The following is a 19,828-nucleotide window of genomic DNA, read 5'->3' on the forward strand; positions in this document are numbered from 1 at the left end:
GCTGACACGCGCTGTCACAGCGGGCGCCGAGCATGCGGCCATTCACCCAAGACAGGAGACCGCCATGCAACCCGACTGCCTGATCCTCTACGTGCACAGCCCCGCGGAGAGCGTGCTGTTCTATCGCTCCCTGCTGGGCCGCGAGCCGGTGGAGCAGAGTGCCAACTTCGCGATGTTCGCGCTCAACGACAAGACCATGCTCGGGCTCTGGGCGGCGCACGATGTGCAGCCCGCCGGACCGCATCGCGGCGGCGGTGCCGAGATCGGCATCACGGTTGGCACCGACAGCGAGGTCCAGGCCGCCGTCGCGGCCTGGAAGGCCTCGGGCTGGCCCGTGCTGCAGGCTCCCACGGCGATGGATTTCGGCTTCACGGCCGTGACGGCCGACCCGGATGGGCATCGGGTGCGGGTGTTCAGGCCAACTCAGGGCTGAGCCACGAACCGCCGCGCGGCGTCGTAGGGAAATACATCGTGCACCTGACCGGCCAGGATGCGGGTCTTGTGGCCGCTCCAGAAGTCCGCATCCAGCAGGTCGGCGTGGTACCGCATGAAGCATGCGCGCACCTGCGGGTTGCCGAGCAGGAAGGGGCCGAAAGTCTCGGGGAAGACGTCGCGCGGCGCGACCGCATACCAGACCTCTCCTGACATCTCCTCCTCCTCGTTGCGCGGCTCGGGCACGCGGCGGAAGTTGCAGTCGGTGAGGTATTCGATCTCGTCGTAGTCGTAGAACACGACCTTGCCGTGGCGGGTCACGCCGAAGTTCTTCCACAGCATGTCGCCGGGGAAGATGTTGGCGGCGGCGAGATCCTTGATGGCGTTGCCGTACTCGATGACGACACGCTCGACCTGCTCGGGCGTCGCGTCCTGCAGGTAGATGTTCAGCGGCACCATGCGGCGCTCGATGTAGAGGTGGCGGATGACGAGGTCGTCGCCGTTCTCCTCGAGCAGGCTGGGGCAGAAGTGCCTGAGCTCCGCGATCAACTGCTCCTCGAAGCGGTGGCGCGGGAAGGCGACGCGGGTGTACTCCAGCGTGTCGGCCATGCGGCCGACGCGGTCGTGGGTCTTCACGAGCAGGTATTTGCCCTGGATGAGTTCGCGCGTGGTGTCCTTCTGCGGCGGGTAGAAGTCCTTGATGACCTTGAAGACGAAGGGAAAGCTCGGCAGGTCGAACACCAGCATCACCATGCCCTTGATGCCGGGCGCGATGCGAAAGCGGTCGCCGGAGTGGCGCAGATGGGCGAGGAAGTCGCGGTAGAACAGGCTCTTGCCCTGCTTCTGCAGGCCCAGGGCCGAGTAGATCTCGGAGCGCGGCTTGCGCGGCATCAGTGAGCGCAGGAACTGCACATAGGCGCTGGGCACTTCCATGTCGACGAGAAAGTAGGCGCGCGCGAAGCTGAACAGCACGGCCATGTCGTCCTCGCCGAAGAGGGCCGCGTCGATGTAGAAGCGGCCATCGCTCTCGCGGCGCAGGATGGGCAGGGCGAACGGCGTCTCGGTGAAGCCGTTGATGATCTTGCCGACGACGTAGGCGCCCTTGTTGCGGAAGAACAGGCTCGCCAGCACCTGCAGCTGGAAGTTGGCGCGCCAGCGGAAGTCGCCGAGCTGGCGCTGCACGGCGGCCAGCACGCGCTCGGCGTCGCGGGCCAGGTCGACGAACTCGCCGTCGAGCTGGAAGTTGGTGATGACGCGCTTGATCGTGTCGCGCAGCGTGGCCGGCCTGGGGTAGTAGGCGCGGTAGGTGGGCCGCGCGGCGGGCTCGTCGTTCTCGATGTACTCGGTCGAGATGGCCGGCCGCACGAAGATGAAGTCGTTGTGGAAATAGGCGTGGTGCAGGATGCGCGTGCACACCGAGTTGAAGAAGGTCTCGGCGAGTTCGGGCTGGTGATGGTTGGTCAGCAGGCCGATGTAGTGCAGCTTGACCTGCTGCCAGACGTCCATCGGCAGCGCAGACGCCGCGAAGCGTGCTTCCAGCAGCGCGCTGGCCTCAGCCACGCGGGCGTCGTAGAACTCGATGCGCAAGGCCTGGGCACGCTGCTGGCCGGCCCAGTCGCCGCGCTCGAAGCGGCCCTTGGCTTGGGCGGAGGTGGCGCGGAAGAGCTTGTAGTGGCGGTCGAAGCCGCCGAGCAGGGCCTGGGCGATCTCGAAGGCGCGGGCGTCGGTGAGCTTATGGGGGAACAGGGGCGCGGTCATCGGCGGGCGTGTAGAGCCAAGCGAGGCGGGCGGCCGAAGCCTGCCCTGGGCCGGTCGGCGCAGCCGGTGCGCCAGCGTTCACACAGCATAGTCTGATCGGCCGGGGGTGGAGCGCGGGGGCGAGCGGCATTCTGACTTCATGGCTGCGCATAGTGACGCCATCCCCGTCACCCCCCAGGAGATGCCATGACTCGCCCTGCCCGCCCCCCGCGTGCCGCGCTGCTGCCCCTTGCCGGCGCCGCCCTTGCCCTGCTCACCACCCTGTCCGCCCAGGCCGGCTCGGCCAGCGGCTCGGCCAGCGGCCGGCTGACGATCGCCGACAGCGCCGGCTTCAGCTGGAACCTGGACTTCGCGCCGCTGCTGAGCATCGACCCGGCCACGGGCAGCCTCGTCGTCAACACGCAGATCGCGGCCGGCGGCATCAGCGACGCCCAGGGGCTGTGGAGCGCTGGCGCCAACGACGCGGCGGTCCCCGTCACCGTCGTCAACAGCCAGGGCCAGACCTTCACGCCGCAGACGGTCATCAAATGGCACAGCTGGCTGCGCGCCGATGGCAGCGTGGGCACCGACACCGCCAATGGCACCAACCCCTGGCGCAGCAGCTTCAGCTTCTACGCCGCCGGCAATGTCGACCCCGACATGAGCTATGGCTTCGCGGTCCGCAACAACACCAGCGCGACCCAGACCTACACCTACACCCAGGGCGAGAGCCTGGTGCCCAGCGTTGCCGGCGCGTACTCGATCTATGCCGACATCAGCGGCGCGCTGAACAACGTGACGAACGCCGGCACGCCCGGCCTGGCCCTCGGCACGACGGTGGCCAACGGCAACAAGGTGCAGCAGGTCTGGCTGGGCCAGGGCAACACGGCGCAGGCCAATGCAGGCGTCGGCGTCGGCACCGGCCTGAGCACCGCCACCGCCGGTTCGACGACATATGGCACCTTTGCCGCCACGAGCGGCGGCACCGGCAGCTACGACTACTGGGAATTCCAGACCCAGTTCACGCTGAGCGGCGGCCGGGATCTGGCCGCCGTCACCGGCTATGCCGAACTGATTCCCGTGCCCGAACCCACGACCTGGCTGATGCTGGGGCTCGGCCTGTCGACCATCGGCCTGCGGATCCGCCGCAGCAGCCAGCGCTGAAATCCCGAGGCGGGGCCGCCTCAGGCGGCAGCGGTCGCGTGGCGGATCTTCAGGGCCGCCAGCGCCCGCTGGTAGGCCGGTTCGACATCGGCCGCACCCGCCACCGTCATCGAGAGGTCGTTCAGCAGGCCGTTGTGCAGGCCGTAGACCCAGCCGTGCACGACGACCTCCTGGCCGCGCTGCCAGGCGTCCTGGACGACCGTCGTCTGGCAGGCATTGCGGGCCTGCTGCAGCACGTTGAGTTCGCACAGGGCGTCGACGCGGCGGTCTTCGGGCAGGCTGCCCAGCCAGGCGTGGTGGTCGTTGCGCACGTCCTGCACGTGGCGGATCCAGTTGTCGGCCAGGCCGACGCGGATGTCGTAGAGCGCCGCGCGCACGCCGCCGCAGTTGCTGTGGCCGACGATGATGATGTGGCGCACCTTGAGCTGGTCCACCGCGAACTGCATGACCGACAGGCAGTTCAGGTCCGAGTGCACGACGACGTTGGCGACGTTGCGGTGCACGAACAGCTCGCCCGGCAGCAGGTCCACCAGCTCGTTGGCCGGCACGCGGCTGTCGGCGCAGCCGATCCAGAGGTATTGCGGCGTCTGCTGCTTGAGCAGGCGCGAGAAGAAGCCCGGCTCGCGGGCCTCGGTGTCGGCGGCCCAGCGCTTGTTGTTGTCGAGCAGGTCCTGCAGTTCGTGGTTCGTTGCGTTCGTCATGACGGCATTTTCTCAGCGTGCTGTTACATCGTCTGGCTGCGGCACACATCCGCATTGCGGACATGAGCCTTCGCCGCAACGGCGCCGCTGCGCGGCTTGTGGTCAGTCCCCCCGACCATCACATGGTCTCGGCAAAAAGCTCCCGGCCGATCAGCATGCGGCGGATCTCGCTGGTGCCGGCACCGATCTCGTAGAGCTTGGCGTCGCGCCACAGGCGTCCCAGCGGGTACTCGTTGATGTAGCCGTTGCCGCCGAAGATCTGAATGCCCTCGCCCGCCATCCAGGTGGCCTTCTCGGCCGTCCAGAGGATGACGCTCGCGCAGTCCTTGCGCACCTGGCGCACATGCTCGGCGCCCAGCATGTCGAGGTTCTTGGCCACGGTATAGGCAAACGACCGCGCCGCCTGCAGCACCGTGTACATGTCGGCCACCTTGCCCTGGATGAGCTGGAACTCGCCGATGCTCTGGCCGAACTGCTTGCGGTCGTGGATGTAGGGAACGATGTTGTCCATCACGCTCTGCATGATGCCCAGCGGCCCGCCGGTCAGCACGGCGCGCTCGTAGTCCAGGCCCGACATCAGCACCTTGGTGCCGCCGTTCACCGCGCCCAGCACGTTCTCGGCCGGCACCTCGACGTTCTGGAACACCAGCTCGCCGGTGTGGCTGCCGCGCATGCCCAGCTTGTCGAGCTTCTGCGCGATGGAGAAGCCCTTCATGCCCTTCTCGATGAGGAAGGCCGTCACGCCGCGCGCGCCCAGCTCGGGCTCGGTCTTGGCATAGACCACCAGCGTGTCGGCGTCCGGCCCGTTGGTGATCCACATCTTGCTGCCGTTGAGCAGGTAGAAGCCGCCCTTGTCCTCGGCCTTGAGCTTCATGCTGACGACGTCGGAGCCGGCGCCCGGCTCGCTCATCGCCAGCGCGCCGACATGCTCGCCGCTGATCAGCTTGGGCAGGTACTTGGCGCGCTGCGCGTCGTTGCCATTGCGCTTGATCTGGTTCACGCACAGGTTGCTGTGCGCGCCGTAGGAGAGGCCCACCGAGGCACTGCCGCGGCTGATCTCCTCCATGGCCACCATGTGGGCCAGATAGCCCATGTTGGCGCCGCCGTATTCCTCGGGCACGGTGATGCCCAGCACGCCCAGCTCGCCCATCTTGCACCAAAGGTCCATCGGAAACTGGTCGCTGCGGTCGATCTCCGCCGCGCGGGGGGCGATCTCCTCGTCGGCAAAGGCGCGCACCGCGTCACGCAGGGCGTCGATGTCCTCGCCGAGCTGGAAGTTGAGGCCGGGCAGATTCATGGGGAAAGTCTCCTGTCCGCCCGGTACGGCCCGCAGTAAAACGGAATGGCCGGGCGCATTTGATTGACGTAAACGTCAACTGTAGCAAGCACGACAAACCACGGCGCCCGCGAGGAGACGACATGCTGAACCAGATGAGTTTCCAGCGGCGCATCGCGCTGCTGCTGGCCACGGCCATTGCCGGCGTGATCCTGCTGGTGGTGATCAACACGGTGCAGGCCTACAACGACATCATGACCGGGCGGCGCGAGGTGCTGCAGACGGCCCTGCAGTCCCTCAGCAATCACGTGCTGGACCTGCAACAGCAGGCCGCCGCCGGCAAGATCCCCGAAGACGCCGCCCAGGCCACCGCCCGCGAGGCCATCCGCGCAGCGCGCTTCGGCGGGGCCGACGGCAAGACGGAGTACTTCTATGCCTGGACGCTGGACGGCGTCAGCGTCATGCACCCAATGAAGCCGGAGTGGTCGGGCAAGAACATGATGGACAAGATCGTCGACGGCAACGGCCGCAAGACGCTGCAGGACATGGTGGCCGGCCTGCGCGCCTCGGGCAATGGGCGAGCCTTCGTTGACACCCATTTCCCGCGCCCTGGTGGCAAGGATGCGGTGCCCAAGCTGCAGTACGTCGTGCAGATCCCCGGCTGGAACTGGATGGTGGGCTCGGGCCTCTACCTGGACGACGTCAAGGCGCTGGTCTGGCGTGCGGCGCTGCAGGAGATCGGCGTCGGCGCCGTCGTGCTCTTGATCACGGTGGCCCTGGGCCTGGCCATCGCGCGCAGCGTGCTGGGCCAGCTGGGCGGCGAGCCGCGCGTGGCCATCGCGGCCATGCAGGACGTGGCGCGCGGCGACCTCAGCCTGCGCCTGCACTCGGCCCGCAGCGACAGCCTGATGGGCCAGATGCAGGCCATGGTGGACTCGCTGCGCACCACCATCGGCCAGGTGCGCAGCTCGGTGGAGTCCATATCCACCGCCGCGGGCGAGATCGCCCAAGGCAACCACGATCTCTCGGCCCGCACCGAACAGACAGCCTCCAACCTGGAGGAGACGGCCAGCTCGATGGAGGAGATGAGCGGCGCCGTGGGCCAGAGCGCCGACACGGCCCGCCAGGCCAACCAGCTGGCTGTGTCCGCCGCCGAGGCGGCCCAGCGGGGCGGCAGCGTCGTGGCCCAGGTGACGACCAGCATGGCCGGCATTACCGACAGCTCGCGCCGCATCGGCGACATCATCGGCGTCATCGACGGCATCGCCTTCCAGACCAACATCCTGGCGCTGAACGCCGCGGTGGAAGCCGCGCGTGCCGGCGAGCAGGGCCGCGGCTTCGCGGTGGTGGCCGGCGAGGTGCGCTCGCTTGCCCAGCGCAGCGCCGAGGCGGCCAAGGAGATCAAGTCGCTGATCGGCGCCTCGGTGGACAACGTCGAACAGGGCGCCGCACTGGTGGAGCAGACCGGCCAGGCGATGCACGACATCGTCGGCAGCGTCCGCCGCGTGTCCGACCTGATCGGCGAGATCGCCGCCGCCGCCAGCGAGCAGCGCGACGGCATCCAGCAGGTCAACCAGGCCGTCACCCAACTGGACCAGATGACGCAGCAGAACGCGGCGCTGGTGGAGCAGTCCGCCGCCGCCGCCCAGTCCATGCGCGAGCAGGCGCAGCGGCTGGCCGAGTCGGTGTCGGCCTTCAGGCTGGGCTGACCTGCGGGAGCAGCCGCCGCACGAGGGGGTGGCTGATCTTCTTGTCCGTGCCCACCGCGTAGAACTGCTCGGCCACGCCCACGGCCGCACCCACGTTGACCAGGCCGTAGCGGCCCGTCAGCGCGTCGTCCACGGCAGTGGCGGCGGGGAATACGCCCAGGCCCTCGCTGCCGAAGGTGGCCAGCAGGGCGCTGTCCTCGAACTCGCCTGTCACGCGCGGGCGCAGGCCGAGGTCGGTCAGCCAATGGTCCAGACGCGGGCGCAGCGCGGCGTGCGAGGTGGGCAGCAGTAGCGGCACGTCGGCCAGCGACGCGGGAAAGTCACGCGCCGCCGCGGCCGCCCAGCGCGGGTGGGCGTACCACGCCACCGGCGAGCTGCCCAGCGAATGGCTGTAGACGCGCAGGTTCGGGTTGGCTGGCGCCGGCCGGTCGGCCAGCACGACGTCCAGCCGGTGCAAGGCCAGGTCGCCCAGCAGGTCGTCGAACTCGTCCTCGTGGCACAGCAGGCGCAGCTGCGGCGTGTCGAGGATGGGCGCGAGCAGGCGGTGGGCGACGAGCTTGGGCAGGCCGTCGGAGATGCCCACGGCCAGGCGCATGGCCGGGGCCGTGGCGGCGTCGCGCACCCGCTCGGGCAGGGTCTCGCCGATCTGGAAGATCTGCTCGGCCTGCTCCAGCGCGGCGATGCCGGCCTCGGTCAGCGTCAGCCCGCGACCCGCCGGCTTCAGCAGCGCCGCACCCAGGGCCTGCTCCAGCTCGCGCACCTGGGTCGACACGGTCTGCACGGACAGGCCCAGCTTCTCGGCCGCACGCGTCAGCCCGCCCTCCTTGGCCACGGCCCAGAAATAGTAGAGGTGGCGGTAGCTAAAACTCATGCTCATGAGGCGGACCCAACAAGTTATGACGAAGAAATTCTTCGCCATTCTCTGCTTTTATTTGATGTCCGCGCTGCCTACGCTGCGAGCGTTTCTAACTGGAGGTCTGCCATGCAAACCCGCCCCCACGCCATCGCCCTGCCCTACGGGACGACGCTCGACCGCGGCACCGCCCCTCGCGTGCTGCGCAACACCTACGCGCTGCTGTCGATGACGCTGCTGTTCAGCGCTGCCGTCGCTGCCGCTGCCGTGGCGTTCAACCTGCCCTCGCCCGGCATCATCCTGACGCTGGTCGCCTACTTCGGCCTGCTGTTCGGCATCCACAAGCTGAAGAACCGCGGTGCCGCCGTGGGCCTCGTGTTCGCGTTGACCGGCTTCATGGGCTGGACGTTGGGGCCCCTGCTGACGCGCACGCTGGCGCTGCCGGCCGGCAGCCAGGCCGTCATGCTCGCGCTGGGCGCCACCGGCGCCGTCTTCCTGGCGCTGTCGGCTTATGCGACGACGACCAAGCGCGACCTGTCCTGGATGGGTGGCTTCCTGTTCGCCGGCATGGTCGTGGCCATGCTGGCGGGCCTCGCTGCGATCTTCTTCCAGATCCCGGCGCTGGCGCTGACGGTCTCCGCCGTCGTCGCCCTGCTGTCGGCCGGCCTGATCCTGTTCGAAACCAAGCAGATCGTGGACGGCGGCGAGACCAACTACGTGCTCGCCACGGTCAGCCTGTTCGTGTCGATCTTCAATCTGTTCACCAGCCTGCTGCAACTCTTCGGCTTCGCTGGTTCGGACGACTGATCGTTCTCCCGACCGCGAGGCCACGCATGAGCATCCGTGAGCTGGCCTCCCGCCTGCGCAGCGCCGCAGGCGAACTGCCGCCCGGCCCCGTGCCGCTGGCGGTGCTGGCCGAAGCCCACGGCGGCGCCTGGCAGGCCAGCCTGCTGGTGCTGCTGGCGGCACCCTGCCTGCTGCCCATCCCCGGCGTGGGCATGCTGCTCAGCCTGGGCCTCGCGCTGCTCGGGCTGACGCTGTGGCTGGCCCCGCACGGCGCCCTGCCCCCGCGGCTGGCGCGCCTGCACCTGCCGCACGAGGGCGCCAGCCGCAGCCTGACGCTGCTGGCCCGCCTCTATGAGCAACTCCACCACGTCACACGCCCCCGCCTCGCACTGCTGGCCGGCCCGTGGGCGCGCTGGTGGCTGGGGCCGCTGACGCTGGTCATGGCGGTGCTGATCTTCCTGCCCATCCCCTTCGGCAACCTGCTGCCGGCCGTCTCGCTGATGCTGGCCGGCGTCGCGCTGGTCGCGCGGGACGGCCTGCTGATGCTGGCCTCCCTCACGATGGGTGCGGGCGCCCTGACCTCGTCGGTCGCCCTGCTGATGCTGGGCTGGCAGGCCTGCGAGGCCTTGCTGGGCCTGGCCTGAACCTTCAGCCGCTGCGCTTGAGCAGCCAGGCGTAGAGGCCGACGCCGATGCCGGCGAAGGCCAGCAGGCCCATCACCTGGCCGGCCGTGGCGAAGCTCTCGCCGACGAGCGCCAGCGGCGCACCGTTGCCGGAGAACACGACGACGGCTGCCAAGATGACGCCCAGCAGGCTCTCGCCGACGATGAGGCCGGAGGCCATCAGCACGCCCAGTTGCTTGGTGGCCTCGGGGTCGCGCTTGGCGGCGGCGCGCTTCTCGAACCACCAGCCCGCCACCGCGCCGACGACGATCATCAGCGTGCTATTCATCGGCAGGTAGATGCCCAGGCCGACGGCCAGCGGCGCGAGATGCGCCTTGCCCGAGGTCGAGCGCTTCAGCACCTCGTCGACGACGATGCAGGCCGCGCCGATCAGCGCGCCGATGCCGATCAGGTTCCAGTTCAGGTCGCCCTGGATGACACCTTTGGCCAGCGCCGAGATTAGCGCGGCCTGCGGCGCGGCCAGGGCCTTCTTGGCGTCCGCACCCGGCGCGCCGGCGAAGCCGTAGGCCTGGTTCAGCAGATCCAGCACCGGCGGGATAACGATGGCGCCGGCCACGACGCCGATGATCAACGCCACCTGCTGGCGCCAGGGCGTGGCATCGACGAGCTGGCCGGTCTTGAGGTCCTGCAGGTTGTCGTTGGAGATGGTGGCCACCGCGAACACGACGGCCGTGACGAACAGCGCGAAGGCGACGAGGGCCTGACCGGTGGACGCCGGCAGCAGCGGCTTCACGACCAGCGCCAGCAGCAGCGACACGCCGATGACGACCAGGATGCCCACGCCCGACAGCGGGCTGTTGGACGAGCCGATCAGCCCGGCCATGTAGCCGCAGACGGCGGCGACGAAGAAGCTCATCAGCAGCACGTAGACCACGCCGCCGACGACCAGCAGGCCCAGCTGGTCGGCCAGGCCCGCCGACGTGGCGAAGCTCGACAGCATGAAGCCGACGGGCAGCATGCAGGCCAGCGTGATCAGGCCCACCGTGCCGATGGGAATGTCGCGCTCGTTGCGCGGCAACGTGTCGGCCTTGCCGGCCTTGCGAACACGCGCCGACATGGCTGCCGAATGCAGACCGGCCACGACCGGCTTGGCCAGCTTCACCAGCGTCCAGATCGCCGCGACGGCGATGGTGCCGGCGCCGATGAAGCGCACTTTCTTGCTCCAGGCAAACAGCGCCACCGCCTCGGGAACGCCCTCGACGCCCGACGTCAGCCAGGGCACGCCGCCCAGCCAGGCGATGCAGGCGCCCACCAGGATGGCGATGCCCACCCACAGCCCAACGAGGTGGCCCACGGCCAGCAGCGCGAAGCTGAAGTTCAGGTCGTACCCCGAGGCGCCGCTCTTCCCGCCGCCGGGCAGGCGAAAGTACTGGGCGATGTTCGCGGCGAACAGTTGCGTGGCGACGACGATGCTGAAGCCGGCGGACACCACGCTGCCGACGACGATGGCCGCCAGCCCCTGGCGGCTGCCTTCGCCGCTGTCGCTGGCGTGGCCCACCTTCAGTACCTCGGCGCAGGCCACGCCCTCGGGGTAGGGCAGCGGCGAGTTGGTCACCAGCGCCCGGCGCAGCGGGATGGAATACATGACGCCCAGGGTGCCGCCCAGCGCGCACAGCGTGACCGACATCCAGTACGGGAAGCCCGTCCACCAGCCGATCATCACCAGGCCGGGCAGCACGAAGATGATGGACGACAGCGTGCCCGCCGACGAGGCGATGGTCTGCACGATGTTGGTCTCGCCGATGGAGTTGCCGGCGGCACGGCGCAGCAGGGCCATGGCGATGACGGCGGCCGGGATGGACGTCGCGAACGTCAGCCCGGCCTTGAGGCCGAAATAGACGTTGGCGGCGGTGAAGACCAGGGTGATCAGGATGCCCAGCACGATGCCGCGCAGGGTCAGTTCGGTGCCCAGTTCGGGCGTGGTGGCGGGCGATGAGGTGCTCATGCTTCTGGGGTGCAAACGCCGGGTGTGGCGAGGTGCGCATCATCGTGGCAGCCTGCACGGTCGCCGGGTCCGGATAACCCTAGCGACACGCTCAATTGACGTTAACGTCAATTGGCGACCTAGAATCCCGACCGAGCAAGGAGACAGCCATGACCGATCTCGCCGCCGACTACAAGGCGCTCGCCGAGTACCGCCCGACCCACAAGGTCCGTTTCGTGACCGCCGCCAGCCTGTTCGACGGGCATGACGCCGCCATCAACATCATGCGGCGCATCCTGCAGGGCATGGGCGCCGAGGTCATCCACCTCGGGCACAACCGCTCGGTGGACGAGGTCGTCACCGCGGCGCTGCAGGAGGATGCGCAGGGCATCGCCATCTCGTCCTACCAGGGCGGCCACGTCGAATACTTCAAGTACATGGTGCAGCTGCTGAAAGAACGCGGCGGCGCGCACATCCAGGTCTTCGGTGGCGGCGGTGGCGTCATCGTGCCGGCCGAGATCCGCGAGTTGGCCGAGCACGGCGTGCGCATCTTCAGCCCCGAGGACGGCCAGCGCATGGGCCTGCAGGGCATGATCGGCGAGATGGTCATGAAAGCCGACCAGGACTTCAGCGTGCATGCGCCAAAGGCATTGTCAGCCATCACCGGCCACTCGGAAGCCGCCTGGCGGTCGCTAGCCCAGTTGCTGACGGCGCTGGAGAACGGCAAGGCCGATGGCGCCATCGTCGATGCGCTGCGGGAGCAGGCCAAGACCATCAAGACACCGGTGCTCGGCATCACCGGCACCGGCGGCGCCGGCAAGTCAAGCCTGACGGACGAGCTGATCCGCCGCCTGCGCCTGGACCAGGGCGACGCGCTGCGCGTGGCCCTCATCTCCATCGACCCCTCCCGCCGCAAGAGCGGCGGCGCGCTGCTGGGCGACCGCATCCGCATGAACGCCATCAGCCCCTGGGGCCAGGGCGCACGCGTCTTCATGCGCTCGCTCGCCACGCGCGACTTTAGTTCCGAGATTTCTCCCGCCCTGCCCGACGTCATCGCCGCGGCCAAGGTGGCGGGCTTCGACCTCGTCATCGTCGAGACCTCGGGCATCGGCCAGGGCGATGCGGCCATCGTGCCGCTGGTGGACGTACCGATGTACGTGATGACGCCCGAGTTCGGTGCCGCCAGCCAGCTCGAAAAGATCGACATGCTGGACTTCGCCGAGTTCGTCGCCATCAACAAGTTCGACCGCAAGGGCTCGCTCGACGCGCTGCGTGACGTGAGCAAGCAGGTGCAGCGCAACCGGGAGGCCTTCAACAAGTCGCCCGACGCGATGCCCGTGTTCGGCACCATGGCCAGCCGCTTCAACGACGACGGCGTGACGGCGCTGTACCAGGCGCTGAAGGGGCGGCTAGGTGAGCTGGGCCTGAAGCTCGCCGAAGGCCGCCTGCCGCCGGTCAGCACCCGCCACAGCACCCACCAGACCCCCATCGTGCCGCCGGCCCGCGTGCGCTACCTGGCCGACATCAGCGACACCGTGCGCAGCTACAAGGCCCGCGCCCGACGTCAGGCCGCGCTGGCCCGCGAGATCCAGCAGCTCGAAGCCAGCCGCGCGATGCTGCAGGCCGCCAACCCCGAGAAGAACGGCGCCCGCACCGTCCTCGGCGAACTGGCCGACGCTCGCCGCAGCAAGCTCGACGGCGACGCTCGACAACTGCTCGCCCAGTGGCCCGACATGGTCAAGGCCTATGCCGGCGATGAGTACGTCGTGAAGATCCGCGACAAGGAAATCCGCACGGCCCTGGTCACGCAGAGCCTGTCGGGCACCAAGATCCGCAAGGTCGTGCTGCCGACGTATGAATGCCACGGCGAGCTGCTGAAGTGGCTGATGCTGGAGAACGTGCCCGGCAGCTTCCCCTACGCGGGCGGCGTGTTCGCCTTCAAGCGCGAGGGCGAGGACCCGACGCGCATGTTCGCCGGCGAGGGCGACGCCTTCCGCACCAACCGCCGCTTCAAGCTGGTCAGCGAGGGCATGCCCGCCAAGCGCCTGTCCACCGCCTTCGACTCGGTGACGCTCTACGGCGCCGACCCGGCGCCGCGGCCCGACATCTACGGCAAGGTGGGCAACTCCGGCGTGAGCATCGCGACGCTGGACGACATGAAGGTGCTGTACGACGGCTTCGACCTGTGCAGCCCGACCACGTCGGTGTCGATGACAATCAACGGCCCGGCGCCGTCGATCCTGGCCATGTTCATGAACACGGCCGTCGACCAGAACCTGGCCAAGTTCAAGGCCGACAACGGCCGCGAGCCGACGGCCGACGAAGCCGCCAAGATCAAGGACTGGGTGCTGGCCAATGTGCGCGGCACCGTGCAGGCCGACATCCTGAAGGAAGACCAGGGCCAGAACACCTGCATCTTCTCGACCGAGTTCTCGCTGAAGGTCATGGGCGACATCGCCGAGTACTTCGTGCACCACAACGTGCGCAACTTCTACTCGGTGTCGATCTCGGGCTATCACATCGCCGAGGCCGGCGCGAACCCGATCTCGCAGCTGGCGCTGACGCTGTCTAACGGCTTCACGTTTGTCGAGGCCTATCTGGCGCGCGGCATGCACATCGACGACTTCGCGCCCAACCTGTCGTTCTTCTTCAGCAACGGCATGGACCCCGAGTACACGGTGCTCGGCCGCGTCGCGCGCCGCATCTGGGCCGTGGCCATGCGCGACCGCTACGGCGCCAATGAGCGGTCACAGAAGCTGAAGTACCACGTGCAGACCTCGGGCCGCAGCCTGCATGCGCAGGAGATCGCCTTCAACGACATCCGCACCACGCTGCAGGCGCTGATCGCCGTCTACGACAACTGCAACTCGCTGCACACCAACGCCTACGACGAGGCGATCACGACGCCCACGGACGAAAGCGTGCGCCGCGCGATGGCCATCCAGCTCGTCATCAACCGCGAATGGGGCCTGGCCAAGAACGAGAACCCGTCGCAGGGCGCTTTCATCATCGACGAGCTGACCGAGCTGGTCGAAGAAGCCGTGCTGGCCGAGTTCGAGCGGATCAGCGAACGCGGCGGCGTGCTCGGCGCCATGGAAACCGGCTACCAGCGCGGCCGCATCCAGGAAGAGTCGATGCACTACGAAATGCTCAAGCACACCGGCGAGTACCCCATCATCGGCGTCAACACCTTCCGCAACCCCAAGGGCGAGCCGGTGCCCGAGCACATCGAGCTGGCGCGCTCGACGGAGGAAGAAAAGCAGTCGCAGCTGACCCGACTGGCGGACTTCCACACCCGCCATGCCGCCCAGGCGCCGGCCATGCTCGCCAAGCTGCAACAGGCCGTGATCGAGAACCGCAACGTCTTCGAGGTGCTGATGGACGCCGTGCGCGTGTGCTCGCTGGGCCAGATCACCGGCGCGCTGTTCGAGGTGGGCGGCCAGTACCGCCGCAGCATGTAGGCGGCCCGCTCAGGCCGCCAGCTCGACCCGATCCCGACCGGCCCGCTTGGCCTCGTAGAGCGCCGCGTCCGCGCGGCTAAACACGGCCTCGGGCGCCTCGTTGGCGCCATGGGCCCGTGCCACGCCGACGCTCACCGTCACCGCCAGCGGACCGGCCGCCGTGAGGAAGGCCTGCGTGGCCACGGCCTCGCGCAGCCGCTCGCCCAGGCGCGCCTCGCCGCCCGCCTCGGGCTGCGCCCAGATGACGGCAAACTCCTCGCCGCCCAGGCGCACGGCCAGGTCCAGCGGCCGCAGCGTCTCGCGCAGGCGTTCGCCGATGCCGCTGAGCACCGCATCGCCCACCGCGTGGCCATGCGTGTCGTTGATACGCTTGAAATGGTCCACGTCCAGCAGCGCCAGCACGGGCGGATGGGCGGCGCCGCGCTGCAGTAGGCGGCGCAGCCGCTCGTCGAAGCCGCGCCGGTTGAGCAGGCCGGTCAGCACGTCGACCTCGATGAGGCGTTCGATCTGGCGCAGCGCGCGGTCCTGCAACAGCAGCAGCATGGCCAGGGCCTGGCCGATAACGAGGCCGATGGTGACGAGCAGGCCGATGGCGTTGTACTGCATCAGCTCCTCGCGCGTGGTGGCGATCAGCGGGCTGACGGCCAGCCCGCGCGCCACCTCGACGACGGCGCTGATGACGAGGTCGCCCGCCAGCAGCAGCAGCGGAAAGCCGTGCTGCTCGCGCCACGCCCTCAGCGCGGCATGGGCGGCCGGCATCGTCAGGGCCGCGGTGGCCAGCAGGGTCAGCGTCAGCGAGGGCCAGAACACGCCGGTCCAGGCCGTCAGCGCGAAGGCGGCGACGCTCACCGCTGCCGCCAGCGCCACGGGCAGCCGGCAGCGCAGCGGCAGGCCGAGGTAGACGCGCAGGCCCAGCAGCAGCAGCAGGGCCGACAGCAGCCCGCCCAGATGGCCGACGACCCAGAAGGTGCGCGGCGCCTCCACCGTGATGGCGATGGCCCGAGCGAGCTGGGTCAGCGCGGCCGCCGCGAAGGCACCGGCCCATAGCCACAGCGAACGCTCGGACTTCAGATGCCAGGCACCGCCCAGCGTCGCCAGCGCCAGCATGGTCGTGACGAGCTGGTAGACGCGCAGCAGCGTGTCGGCGTGCAGGGGTTCCATGGGGGTCGAAGTGGGCTCAGTCGGCACGATGCCTGCAACGCGCCGCCTCGCTGGCACGCGGCGCGTGGGCGGCATGATTTATCTCACGGCGGACGTCGTTCACCGCGGCTGCAGCGCCTGCATCGCGACCTTCACACGCAGCAGCATGGGCGAGGCCGTCGTCACGCTGGCGTCGAAGGGGTGCAGGCGCTGGCCGCCGGTGGCGGCCATGATCCTGCGCACGTACAGCCGCGTTTCGGCATAGGGCGGCACGCCGAGATAGCGGTCCACGGCCTTCTCGCCGGCGTTGTAGGCGGCCAGGGCGAGCATCACGTCGCCCTCGAAATAGGCCAGCAGCCAGCGCAGGTACGCCATGCCGCCGCGGATGTTCTGCGAGGGGTCGCGCAGCCGTGTGACCTTGAAGCGCAGTGCCGTGTCTGGTATCAGCTGCATCAGGCCCTGCGCCTTCTTGGGCGATTCGGCCAGCGGGTCGAAGTTGGACTCCTGGGCCATCACCGCCAGCACCAGGGCCGGCGCGAGCTGGTACTCGGGCGCGATCAGCTTCACGTAGTTGACGATGGCCGGCGGCGCCTGCGGCGGCAGCGGCAGCGTGGCCCAGAGCGACACGGGCTTGGCACCCCGCACCGGAGGCGGCGGCGCCACGGCCAGCGGCGGGTCGGTCTCGGGCGGGCGCAGGCAGGGCGGCGGGTCGCCCAGCGGCGTGCCGCCCATGCGGTCCAGCATGTTCTGCGCCTGCTCCATGCCCTGCTCGGCGGCGGCGGCGAACATGTGGGCGGCCTCGGCGTCGTTGCGCTGGATGCCGCGCGCATTGGTCAGCATCCAGCCCAGGCTGTACTGGGCCTCGGCGTCGCCATAGCGCGCCGCGCGGCAGTAGAGCCTGGCGGCAGCCACCTCGTCGCGCTTGACGCCATCGCCGTACTCCAGCGCCTTGGCGTCCTGGCGCCAGCGCTCCACCTGGGCCGGCACGACGGGGCCGCGCTCGCCGGGCGGCATGGTCGGCCGAGGCAGCTGCTCCAGCGTCAGCGATGGCAGCTGGGCCGAGGCCGCGGTGGCGGCAAACAGCAGCAGGGGCAGCAGGCGGCGCAAGGGTGAGTCCGGAGGAACGGTTCGGGGGCCGGAAGTCTAGACTGCCCGCATGCCCACGCCCGATCCGCGCATCGACGCCTATCTCGCCGGCGCGCCGGACTTCGCCCGGCCCATCCTTGAGCGCCTGCGCGAAGACGTGCACGCGGCCTGCCCCGACGTCGTCGAGACCATCAAGTGGAGCCGCCCCCATTTCCTGCTTGCCGGCAAGCTGCTGTGCGGCATGTCGGCCTTCAAGGCGCACTGCGCCTTCGGCTTCTGGGCGCGCGAGGGCGCGGCGCCGGGCGAGGCGGGCGCGATGGGCGATTTCGGCCGCATCGAAACCCCGGCCGACCTGCCCTCACGCACCGAGCTGCGCAAGCAGATCAAGGCTGCCGCGGCCCTGCTGCAGGCCGGTGCGCCACGGGCACGCAAGCCCGACCGGGCGCCGCGCCCGCCGCTGGAGATGCCCGTCGACTTCGCCGCCGCGCTGGCCCGGGTCAGCGCCGCCAGGCAGCACTACGACGCCTTTGCGCCCGGCAAGCAGCGCGACTACCTGGAGTGGGTGCTGGAGGCCAAGCGCGAGGAGACGCGCGCCAGGCGCATCGCCCAGGCCGTGGAGTGGCTGGCCGAGGGCAAGTCGCGCCACTGGAAGTACGAGAACTGCTGATCAGCTGATAACCGACTGCAGCGTCGAGTTGCGCATCCACTCGTCGGCCACGACGACACGGTTGCGCCCCTTCTGCTTGGCCTGGTAGAGGGCCTTGTCGGCCAGGTGCATCAGCGTCTCCGGCGTGTCGCTGCGCGCCGCCTCGGCCACGCCGGCCGACAGCGTCACGCGCAGCGGCCGGCCGCCGTCGCCCTGCAGCTCCAGGCCCTCCACGGCCAGTCGCACCTGCTCGGCCAGATGCCTGGCGCCGCTGGCACCGGTGGCTGGCAGCACGAGGCCGAACTCCTCGCCGCCCAGGCGCCCCAGCACGTCCGAGCCGCGCAGCCGCGAGCGCGTGCAGGCGGCCACGGCCTTCAGCACCTGGTCGCCGATGGCGTGGCCGTGCTGGTCGTTGACGCGCTTGAAGTGGTCCAGGTCCAGCATGACGAAGCCCACCGGCTGCCCCTCCCGCCGGCCGCGCTCCAGTGCGTGGGCAAGCAGGGACACCGTCGTGGTGTGGTTGACGGCGCCGGTTAGGCCGTCGACGCTGGCCAGCTTGCGCATCTGGCTGGCCATGCGCTCGAAATTGGCCAGCACGAAGCCGAAGCCCGCTGCCAGCACGGCCATGAAGGCCAGCATGAAGATGGCACCGCTGCCGGTCTGCCAGGGCTCGGCCTCGGCCGGCTGCGCGCGCAGCCAGCAGGCCGCGAAGCCCACGCGCAGCCACAAGGCCGCGCTGGCCAGCAGCAGCATCAGCGCGACCACGCGAAAGCTCAGCTCGGCCCGCCAGCCCAGGCGCAGCGCGGCGACGGTGGCGGGCAGCAGCAGCACCGCCATGGCCGCCGACATCGCACCCGCCCGCACCGGCGCCGACACCTGCAGCACCATCGGCACCGCCAGGGCGGCGGCCAGCAGCAGGCCATGGTGCCAGGCCGGCAGCTCGCGGTTCAGCAGATGCCGCGAGACAGCCGAGGCGAGGCCTGCCAGCCCTGCCATCAGCAGCCAGTTGCCTCCCAGCAGCACGGCCCAGCCGGGCAGCCACGGCCGCAGCGCGAAGAAGACGAAGCCGCCGCAAAGGGCCAGCCCCGCCCAGCCCAGCCGCCCAAGCTCGCCGCGGTTCAACGCGCCATGACCGGCCATCCACAGCTGCAGCGTCAGCAGGCCGAAGCCCAGGACGAGCATCAGCACCAGGGTGGGGACGTGCAGCGACATGCGCGGGCGGCGCCTTGTTCTTGTTGGGGGGTGCGCCCAGTGTAGGCAGCGCCGGCGGCAGGCGTCGCCAGGGTCTGCGCCGATGGCGCAACGGGGCACCGGCGACTCCAATGCCCGGCGTGATCGCTCCCGCCCTGACTCCGGCCCTGTGCCTGCTGAACCCGCACGCCGCCAACGGCCGCTGCGCTGCCCTCGCCGCCCCGCTGCGCGAGGCCTTGGCCCAGGTCCCGCTGGTGCTGCCCGACGATGTAGACAGCGCCCGCCAGCGCCTGCTGGCGCTGCCCGAGGGCAGCCGTGTCATCGTCGCCGGCGGCGACGGCACCGTGCACCAGCTGCTGCCCGCCCTCGTCGCCCGCAAGCTGCAGCTCGCGCTGCTGCCCGGCGGCACCGGCAACGACCTGGCCCGCGCGCTGGGCCTGGCGCGCATGTCCTGGCGCGAAGCCCTGGCCCACGCGCAGCGCGCGCCGGCGTCCGGCATGGACCTCGGCGAGATCACGACGCCCGGGGGCGGCAGCCGGCTCTTCATGTCCAGCGTCACGGCCGGCTTCGACGCGGCCATCGCCATCCGCGCCCAGGCCGCGCCGAAGTGGCTGCGCGGCCAGCCCCGCTACCTCTGGGCCACGCTGACGGAGATCGGCCGGCTGCGCGTCTACCCGCTGCGCATCGAGGCCGACGGCCGGCTGCTGCACGAAGGGCCCATGCTGTTCGCCTCCAGCCTGAACACGCCGAGCTATGGCAGCGGCATGCCGGCCGCGCCGGGGGCGCGCATCGACGACGGCGAGCTGCAGCTGCTGCGCGTCGGCGCCTTCGGCCGTCTGGGCGCCCTGGCCATGATGCCGCTGCTGCTGACGGGCCAGCACCTGCGCCACCACGGCGTGCACCTGAGCGGCTTCCGGTCGCTGCGCCTCACCAGCCCCGCCCCTGTGCCACTGGCCCTGGACGGCGAACCCCTGCCCTCGGCCGCCGACATCGGCGTGCGCGTGCTGCCGCAGGCCCTGACCGTGGTTCGCTGATGATG

Annotated in this window: 16 protein-coding genes; 8 read left to right on the top strand and 8 right to left on the bottom strand. The window is 69.7% G+C overall.

Features of this window, described 5'->3' with window-relative positions:
• Nucleotides 1-64 precede the first annotated feature (64 nt).
• Nucleotides 65-433, top strand: coding sequence for a VOC family protein (locus AC07VX_RS10085; RefSeq protein ID WP_493164585.1), 369 nt, complete (start codon nt 65-67; stop codon nt 431-433).
• Here the strand turns inward: AC07VX_RS10085 and aceK are convergent.
• A complete protein-coding gene (gene aceK / locus AC07VX_RS10090; protein ID WP_493164586.1) occupies nt 424-2,190 on the bottom strand; it encodes a bifunctional isocitrate dehydrogenase kinase/phosphatase in 1,767 nt (588 codons plus the stop codon). The two genes, AC07VX_RS10085 and aceK, sit on opposite strands and share 10 nt — an antisense overlap.
• A 186-nt stretch (nt 2,191-2,376) precedes the next feature.
• Here aceK and AC07VX_RS10095 point away from each other — a divergent pair, with 186 nt between their 5' ends.
• Nucleotides 2,377-3,333, top strand: a complete 957-nt coding sequence (locus AC07VX_RS10095) for a PEP-CTERM sorting domain-containing protein (RefSeq protein WP_493164587.1) — start codon at nt 2,377-2,379, stop codon at nt 3,331-3,333.
• Nucleotides 3,334-3,353: 20 nt separating this feature from the next.
• Here AC07VX_RS10095 and can read toward each other — a convergent pair whose 3' ends face one another.
• On the bottom strand, nt 3,354-4,034 hold the full coding sequence (gene can / locus AC07VX_RS10100; RefSeq protein WP_493164588.1) for a carbonate dehydratase: 681 nt from the start codon (nt 4,032-4,034) through the stop codon (nt 3,354-3,356).
• A gap of 118 nt (nt 4,035-4,152) precedes the next feature.
• Entirely contained in the window at nt 4,153-5,331 is a 1,179-nt protein-coding gene (locus AC07VX_RS10105; RefSeq protein ID WP_493164589.1) for an isovaleryl-CoA dehydrogenase, read from the bottom strand.
• A gap of 122 nt (nt 5,332-5,453) precedes the next feature.
• Here AC07VX_RS10105 and AC07VX_RS10110 point away from each other — a divergent pair, with 122 nt between their 5' ends.
• Entirely contained in the window at nt 5,454-7,019 is a 1,566-nt protein-coding gene (locus AC07VX_RS10110) for a methyl-accepting chemotaxis protein (protein ID WP_493164590.1), read from the top strand.
• On the opposite strand, the gene AC07VX_RS10115 is transcribed toward AC07VX_RS10110, so the two are convergent.
• Entirely contained in the window at nt 7,006-7,896 is an 891-nt protein-coding gene (locus AC07VX_RS10115; RefSeq protein ID WP_493164591.1) for a LysR family transcriptional regulator, read from the bottom strand. The genes AC07VX_RS10110 and AC07VX_RS10115 overlap by 14 nt on opposite strands.
• Nucleotides 7,897-8,001: 105 nt before the next feature.
• Here AC07VX_RS10115 and AC07VX_RS10120 point away from each other — a divergent pair, with 105 nt between their 5' ends.
• Both AC07VX_RS10120 and AC07VX_RS10125 read left to right on the top strand, forming a co-directional pair.
• Nucleotides 8,002-8,679, top strand: coding sequence for a Bax inhibitor-1/YccA family protein (locus tag AC07VX_RS10120; protein WP_493164592.1), 678 nt, complete (start codon nt 8,002-8,004; stop codon nt 8,677-8,679).
• A gap of 26 nt (nt 8,680-8,705) precedes the next feature.
• The gene (locus AC07VX_RS10125) at nt 8,706-9,302 is read left to right on the top strand and encodes an exopolysaccharide biosynthesis protein (RefSeq protein ID WP_493164593.1); all 597 of its coding nucleotides are present in this window, start codon (nt 8,706-8,708) and stop codon (nt 9,300-9,302) included.
• A 4-nt stretch (nt 9,303-9,306) separates the two neighbouring features.
• On the opposite strand, the gene AC07VX_RS10130 is transcribed toward AC07VX_RS10125, so the two are convergent.
• A complete protein-coding gene (locus AC07VX_RS10130; protein ID WP_493164594.1) occupies nt 9,307-11,286 on the bottom strand; it encodes an OPT family oligopeptide transporter in 1,980 nt (659 codons plus the stop codon).
• Nucleotides 11,287-11,435: 149 nt separating this feature from the next.
• Between AC07VX_RS10130 and icmF the strand changes: the two genes are divergently transcribed.
• Nucleotides 11,436-14,726 carry a fused isobutyryl-CoA mutase/GTPase IcmF gene (gene icmF, locus AC07VX_RS10135; protein ID WP_493164595.1) on the top strand — a complete coding sequence of 1,097 codons (3,291 nt, stop codon included), beginning with the start codon at nt 11,436-11,438 and terminating at the stop codon, nt 14,724-14,726.
• Nucleotides 14,727-14,735: 9 nt separating this feature from the next.
• Here the strand turns inward: icmF and AC07VX_RS10140 are convergent, their stop codons facing one another.
• Nucleotides 14,736-15,887, bottom strand: a complete 1,152-nt coding sequence (locus AC07VX_RS10140) for a GGDEF domain-containing protein (RefSeq protein ID WP_493164596.1) — start codon at nt 15,885-15,887, stop codon at nt 14,736-14,738.
• A 99-nt stretch (nt 15,888-15,986) separates the two neighbouring features.
• Nucleotides 15,987-16,973 (bottom strand): lytic transglycosylase domain-containing protein, encoded by a 987-nt coding sequence (locus AC07VX_RS10145; RefSeq protein ID WP_493164597.1) that lies wholly within the window; start codon nt 16,971-16,973, stop codon nt 15,987-15,989.
• A gap of 49 nt (nt 16,974-17,022) precedes the next feature.
• Between AC07VX_RS10145 and AC07VX_RS10150 the strand changes: the two genes are divergently transcribed.
• Complete coding sequence (locus AC07VX_RS10150) at nt 17,023-17,619, top strand: YdeI/OmpD-associated family protein (protein WP_493164598.1); 597 nt, start codon at nt 17,023-17,025, stop codon at nt 17,617-17,619.
• Here AC07VX_RS10150 and AC07VX_RS10155 read toward each other — a convergent pair whose 3' ends face one another.
• Complete coding sequence (locus AC07VX_RS10155; protein ID WP_493164599.1) at nt 17,620-18,810, bottom strand: GGDEF domain-containing protein; 1,191 nt, start codon at nt 18,808-18,810, stop codon at nt 17,620-17,622.
• 119 nt (nt 18,811-18,929) lie between these two features.
• Between AC07VX_RS10155 and AC07VX_RS10160 the strand changes: the two genes are divergently transcribed.
• A complete protein-coding gene (locus AC07VX_RS10160; protein WP_493164600.1) occupies nt 18,930-19,823 on the top strand; it encodes a diacylglycerol/lipid kinase family protein in 894 nt (297 codons plus the stop codon).
• The last annotated feature ends 5 nt before the right edge of the window (nt 19,824-19,828 follow it).

Source organism: Roseateles sp. GW821-FHT03B02 (assembly GCF_059421025.1).

What these genes read in the sequence shown, in the direction of transcription:
- AC07VX_RS10115 (WP_493164591.1), bottom strand. Translation starts at nt 7,896, where the DNA reads ATGAGCATGAGTTTTAGCTACCGCCACCTCTACTATTTCTGGGCCGTG.
- AC07VX_RS10105 (WP_493164589.1), bottom strand. Translation starts at nt 5,331, where the DNA reads ATGAATCTGCCCGGCCTCAACTTCCAGCTCGGCGAGGACATCGACGCC.
- AC07VX_RS10120 (WP_493164592.1), top strand. Translation starts at nt 8,002, where the DNA reads ATGCAAACCCGCCCCCACGCCATCGCCCTGCCCTACGGGACGACGCTC.
- icmF (WP_493164595.1), top strand. Translation starts at nt 11,436, where the DNA reads ATGACCGATCTCGCCGCCGACTACAAGGCGCTCGCCGAGTACCGCCCG.
- AC07VX_RS10150 (WP_493164598.1), top strand. Translation starts at nt 17,023, where the DNA reads ATGCCCACGCCCGATCCGCGCATCGACGCCTATCTCGCCGGCGCGCCG.
- AC07VX_RS10110 (WP_493164590.1), top strand. Translation starts at nt 5,454, where the DNA reads ATGCTGAACCAGATGAGTTTCCAGCGGCGCATCGCGCTGCTGCTGGCC.
- AC07VX_RS10095 (WP_493164587.1), top strand. Translation starts at nt 2,377, where the DNA reads ATGACTCGCCCTGCCCGCCCCCCGCGTGCCGCGCTGCTGCCCCTTGCC.
- AC07VX_RS10155 (WP_493164599.1), bottom strand. Translation starts at nt 18,810, where the DNA reads ATGTCGCTGCACGTCCCCACCCTGGTGCTGATGCTCGTCCTGGGCTTC.
- AC07VX_RS10085 (WP_493164585.1), top strand. Translation starts at nt 65, where the DNA reads ATGCAACCCGACTGCCTGATCCTCTACGTGCACAGCCCCGCGGAGAGC.
- aceK (WP_493164586.1), bottom strand. Translation starts at nt 2,190, where the DNA reads ATGACCGCGCCCCTGTTCCCCCATAAGCTCACCGACGCCCGCGCCTTC.
- AC07VX_RS10140 (WP_493164596.1), bottom strand. Translation starts at nt 15,887, where the DNA reads ATGGAACCCCTGCACGCCGACACGCTGCTGCGCGTCTACCAGCTCGTC.
- can (WP_493164588.1), bottom strand. Translation starts at nt 4,034, where the DNA reads ATGACGAACGCAACGAACCACGAACTGCAGGACCTGCTCGACAACAAC.
- AC07VX_RS10125 (WP_493164593.1), top strand. Translation starts at nt 8,706, where the DNA reads ATGAGCATCCGTGAGCTGGCCTCCCGCCTGCGCAGCGCCGCAGGCGAA.
- AC07VX_RS10130 (WP_493164594.1), bottom strand. Translation starts at nt 11,286, where the DNA reads ATGAGCACCTCATCGCCCGCCACCACGCCCGAACTGGGCACCGAACTG.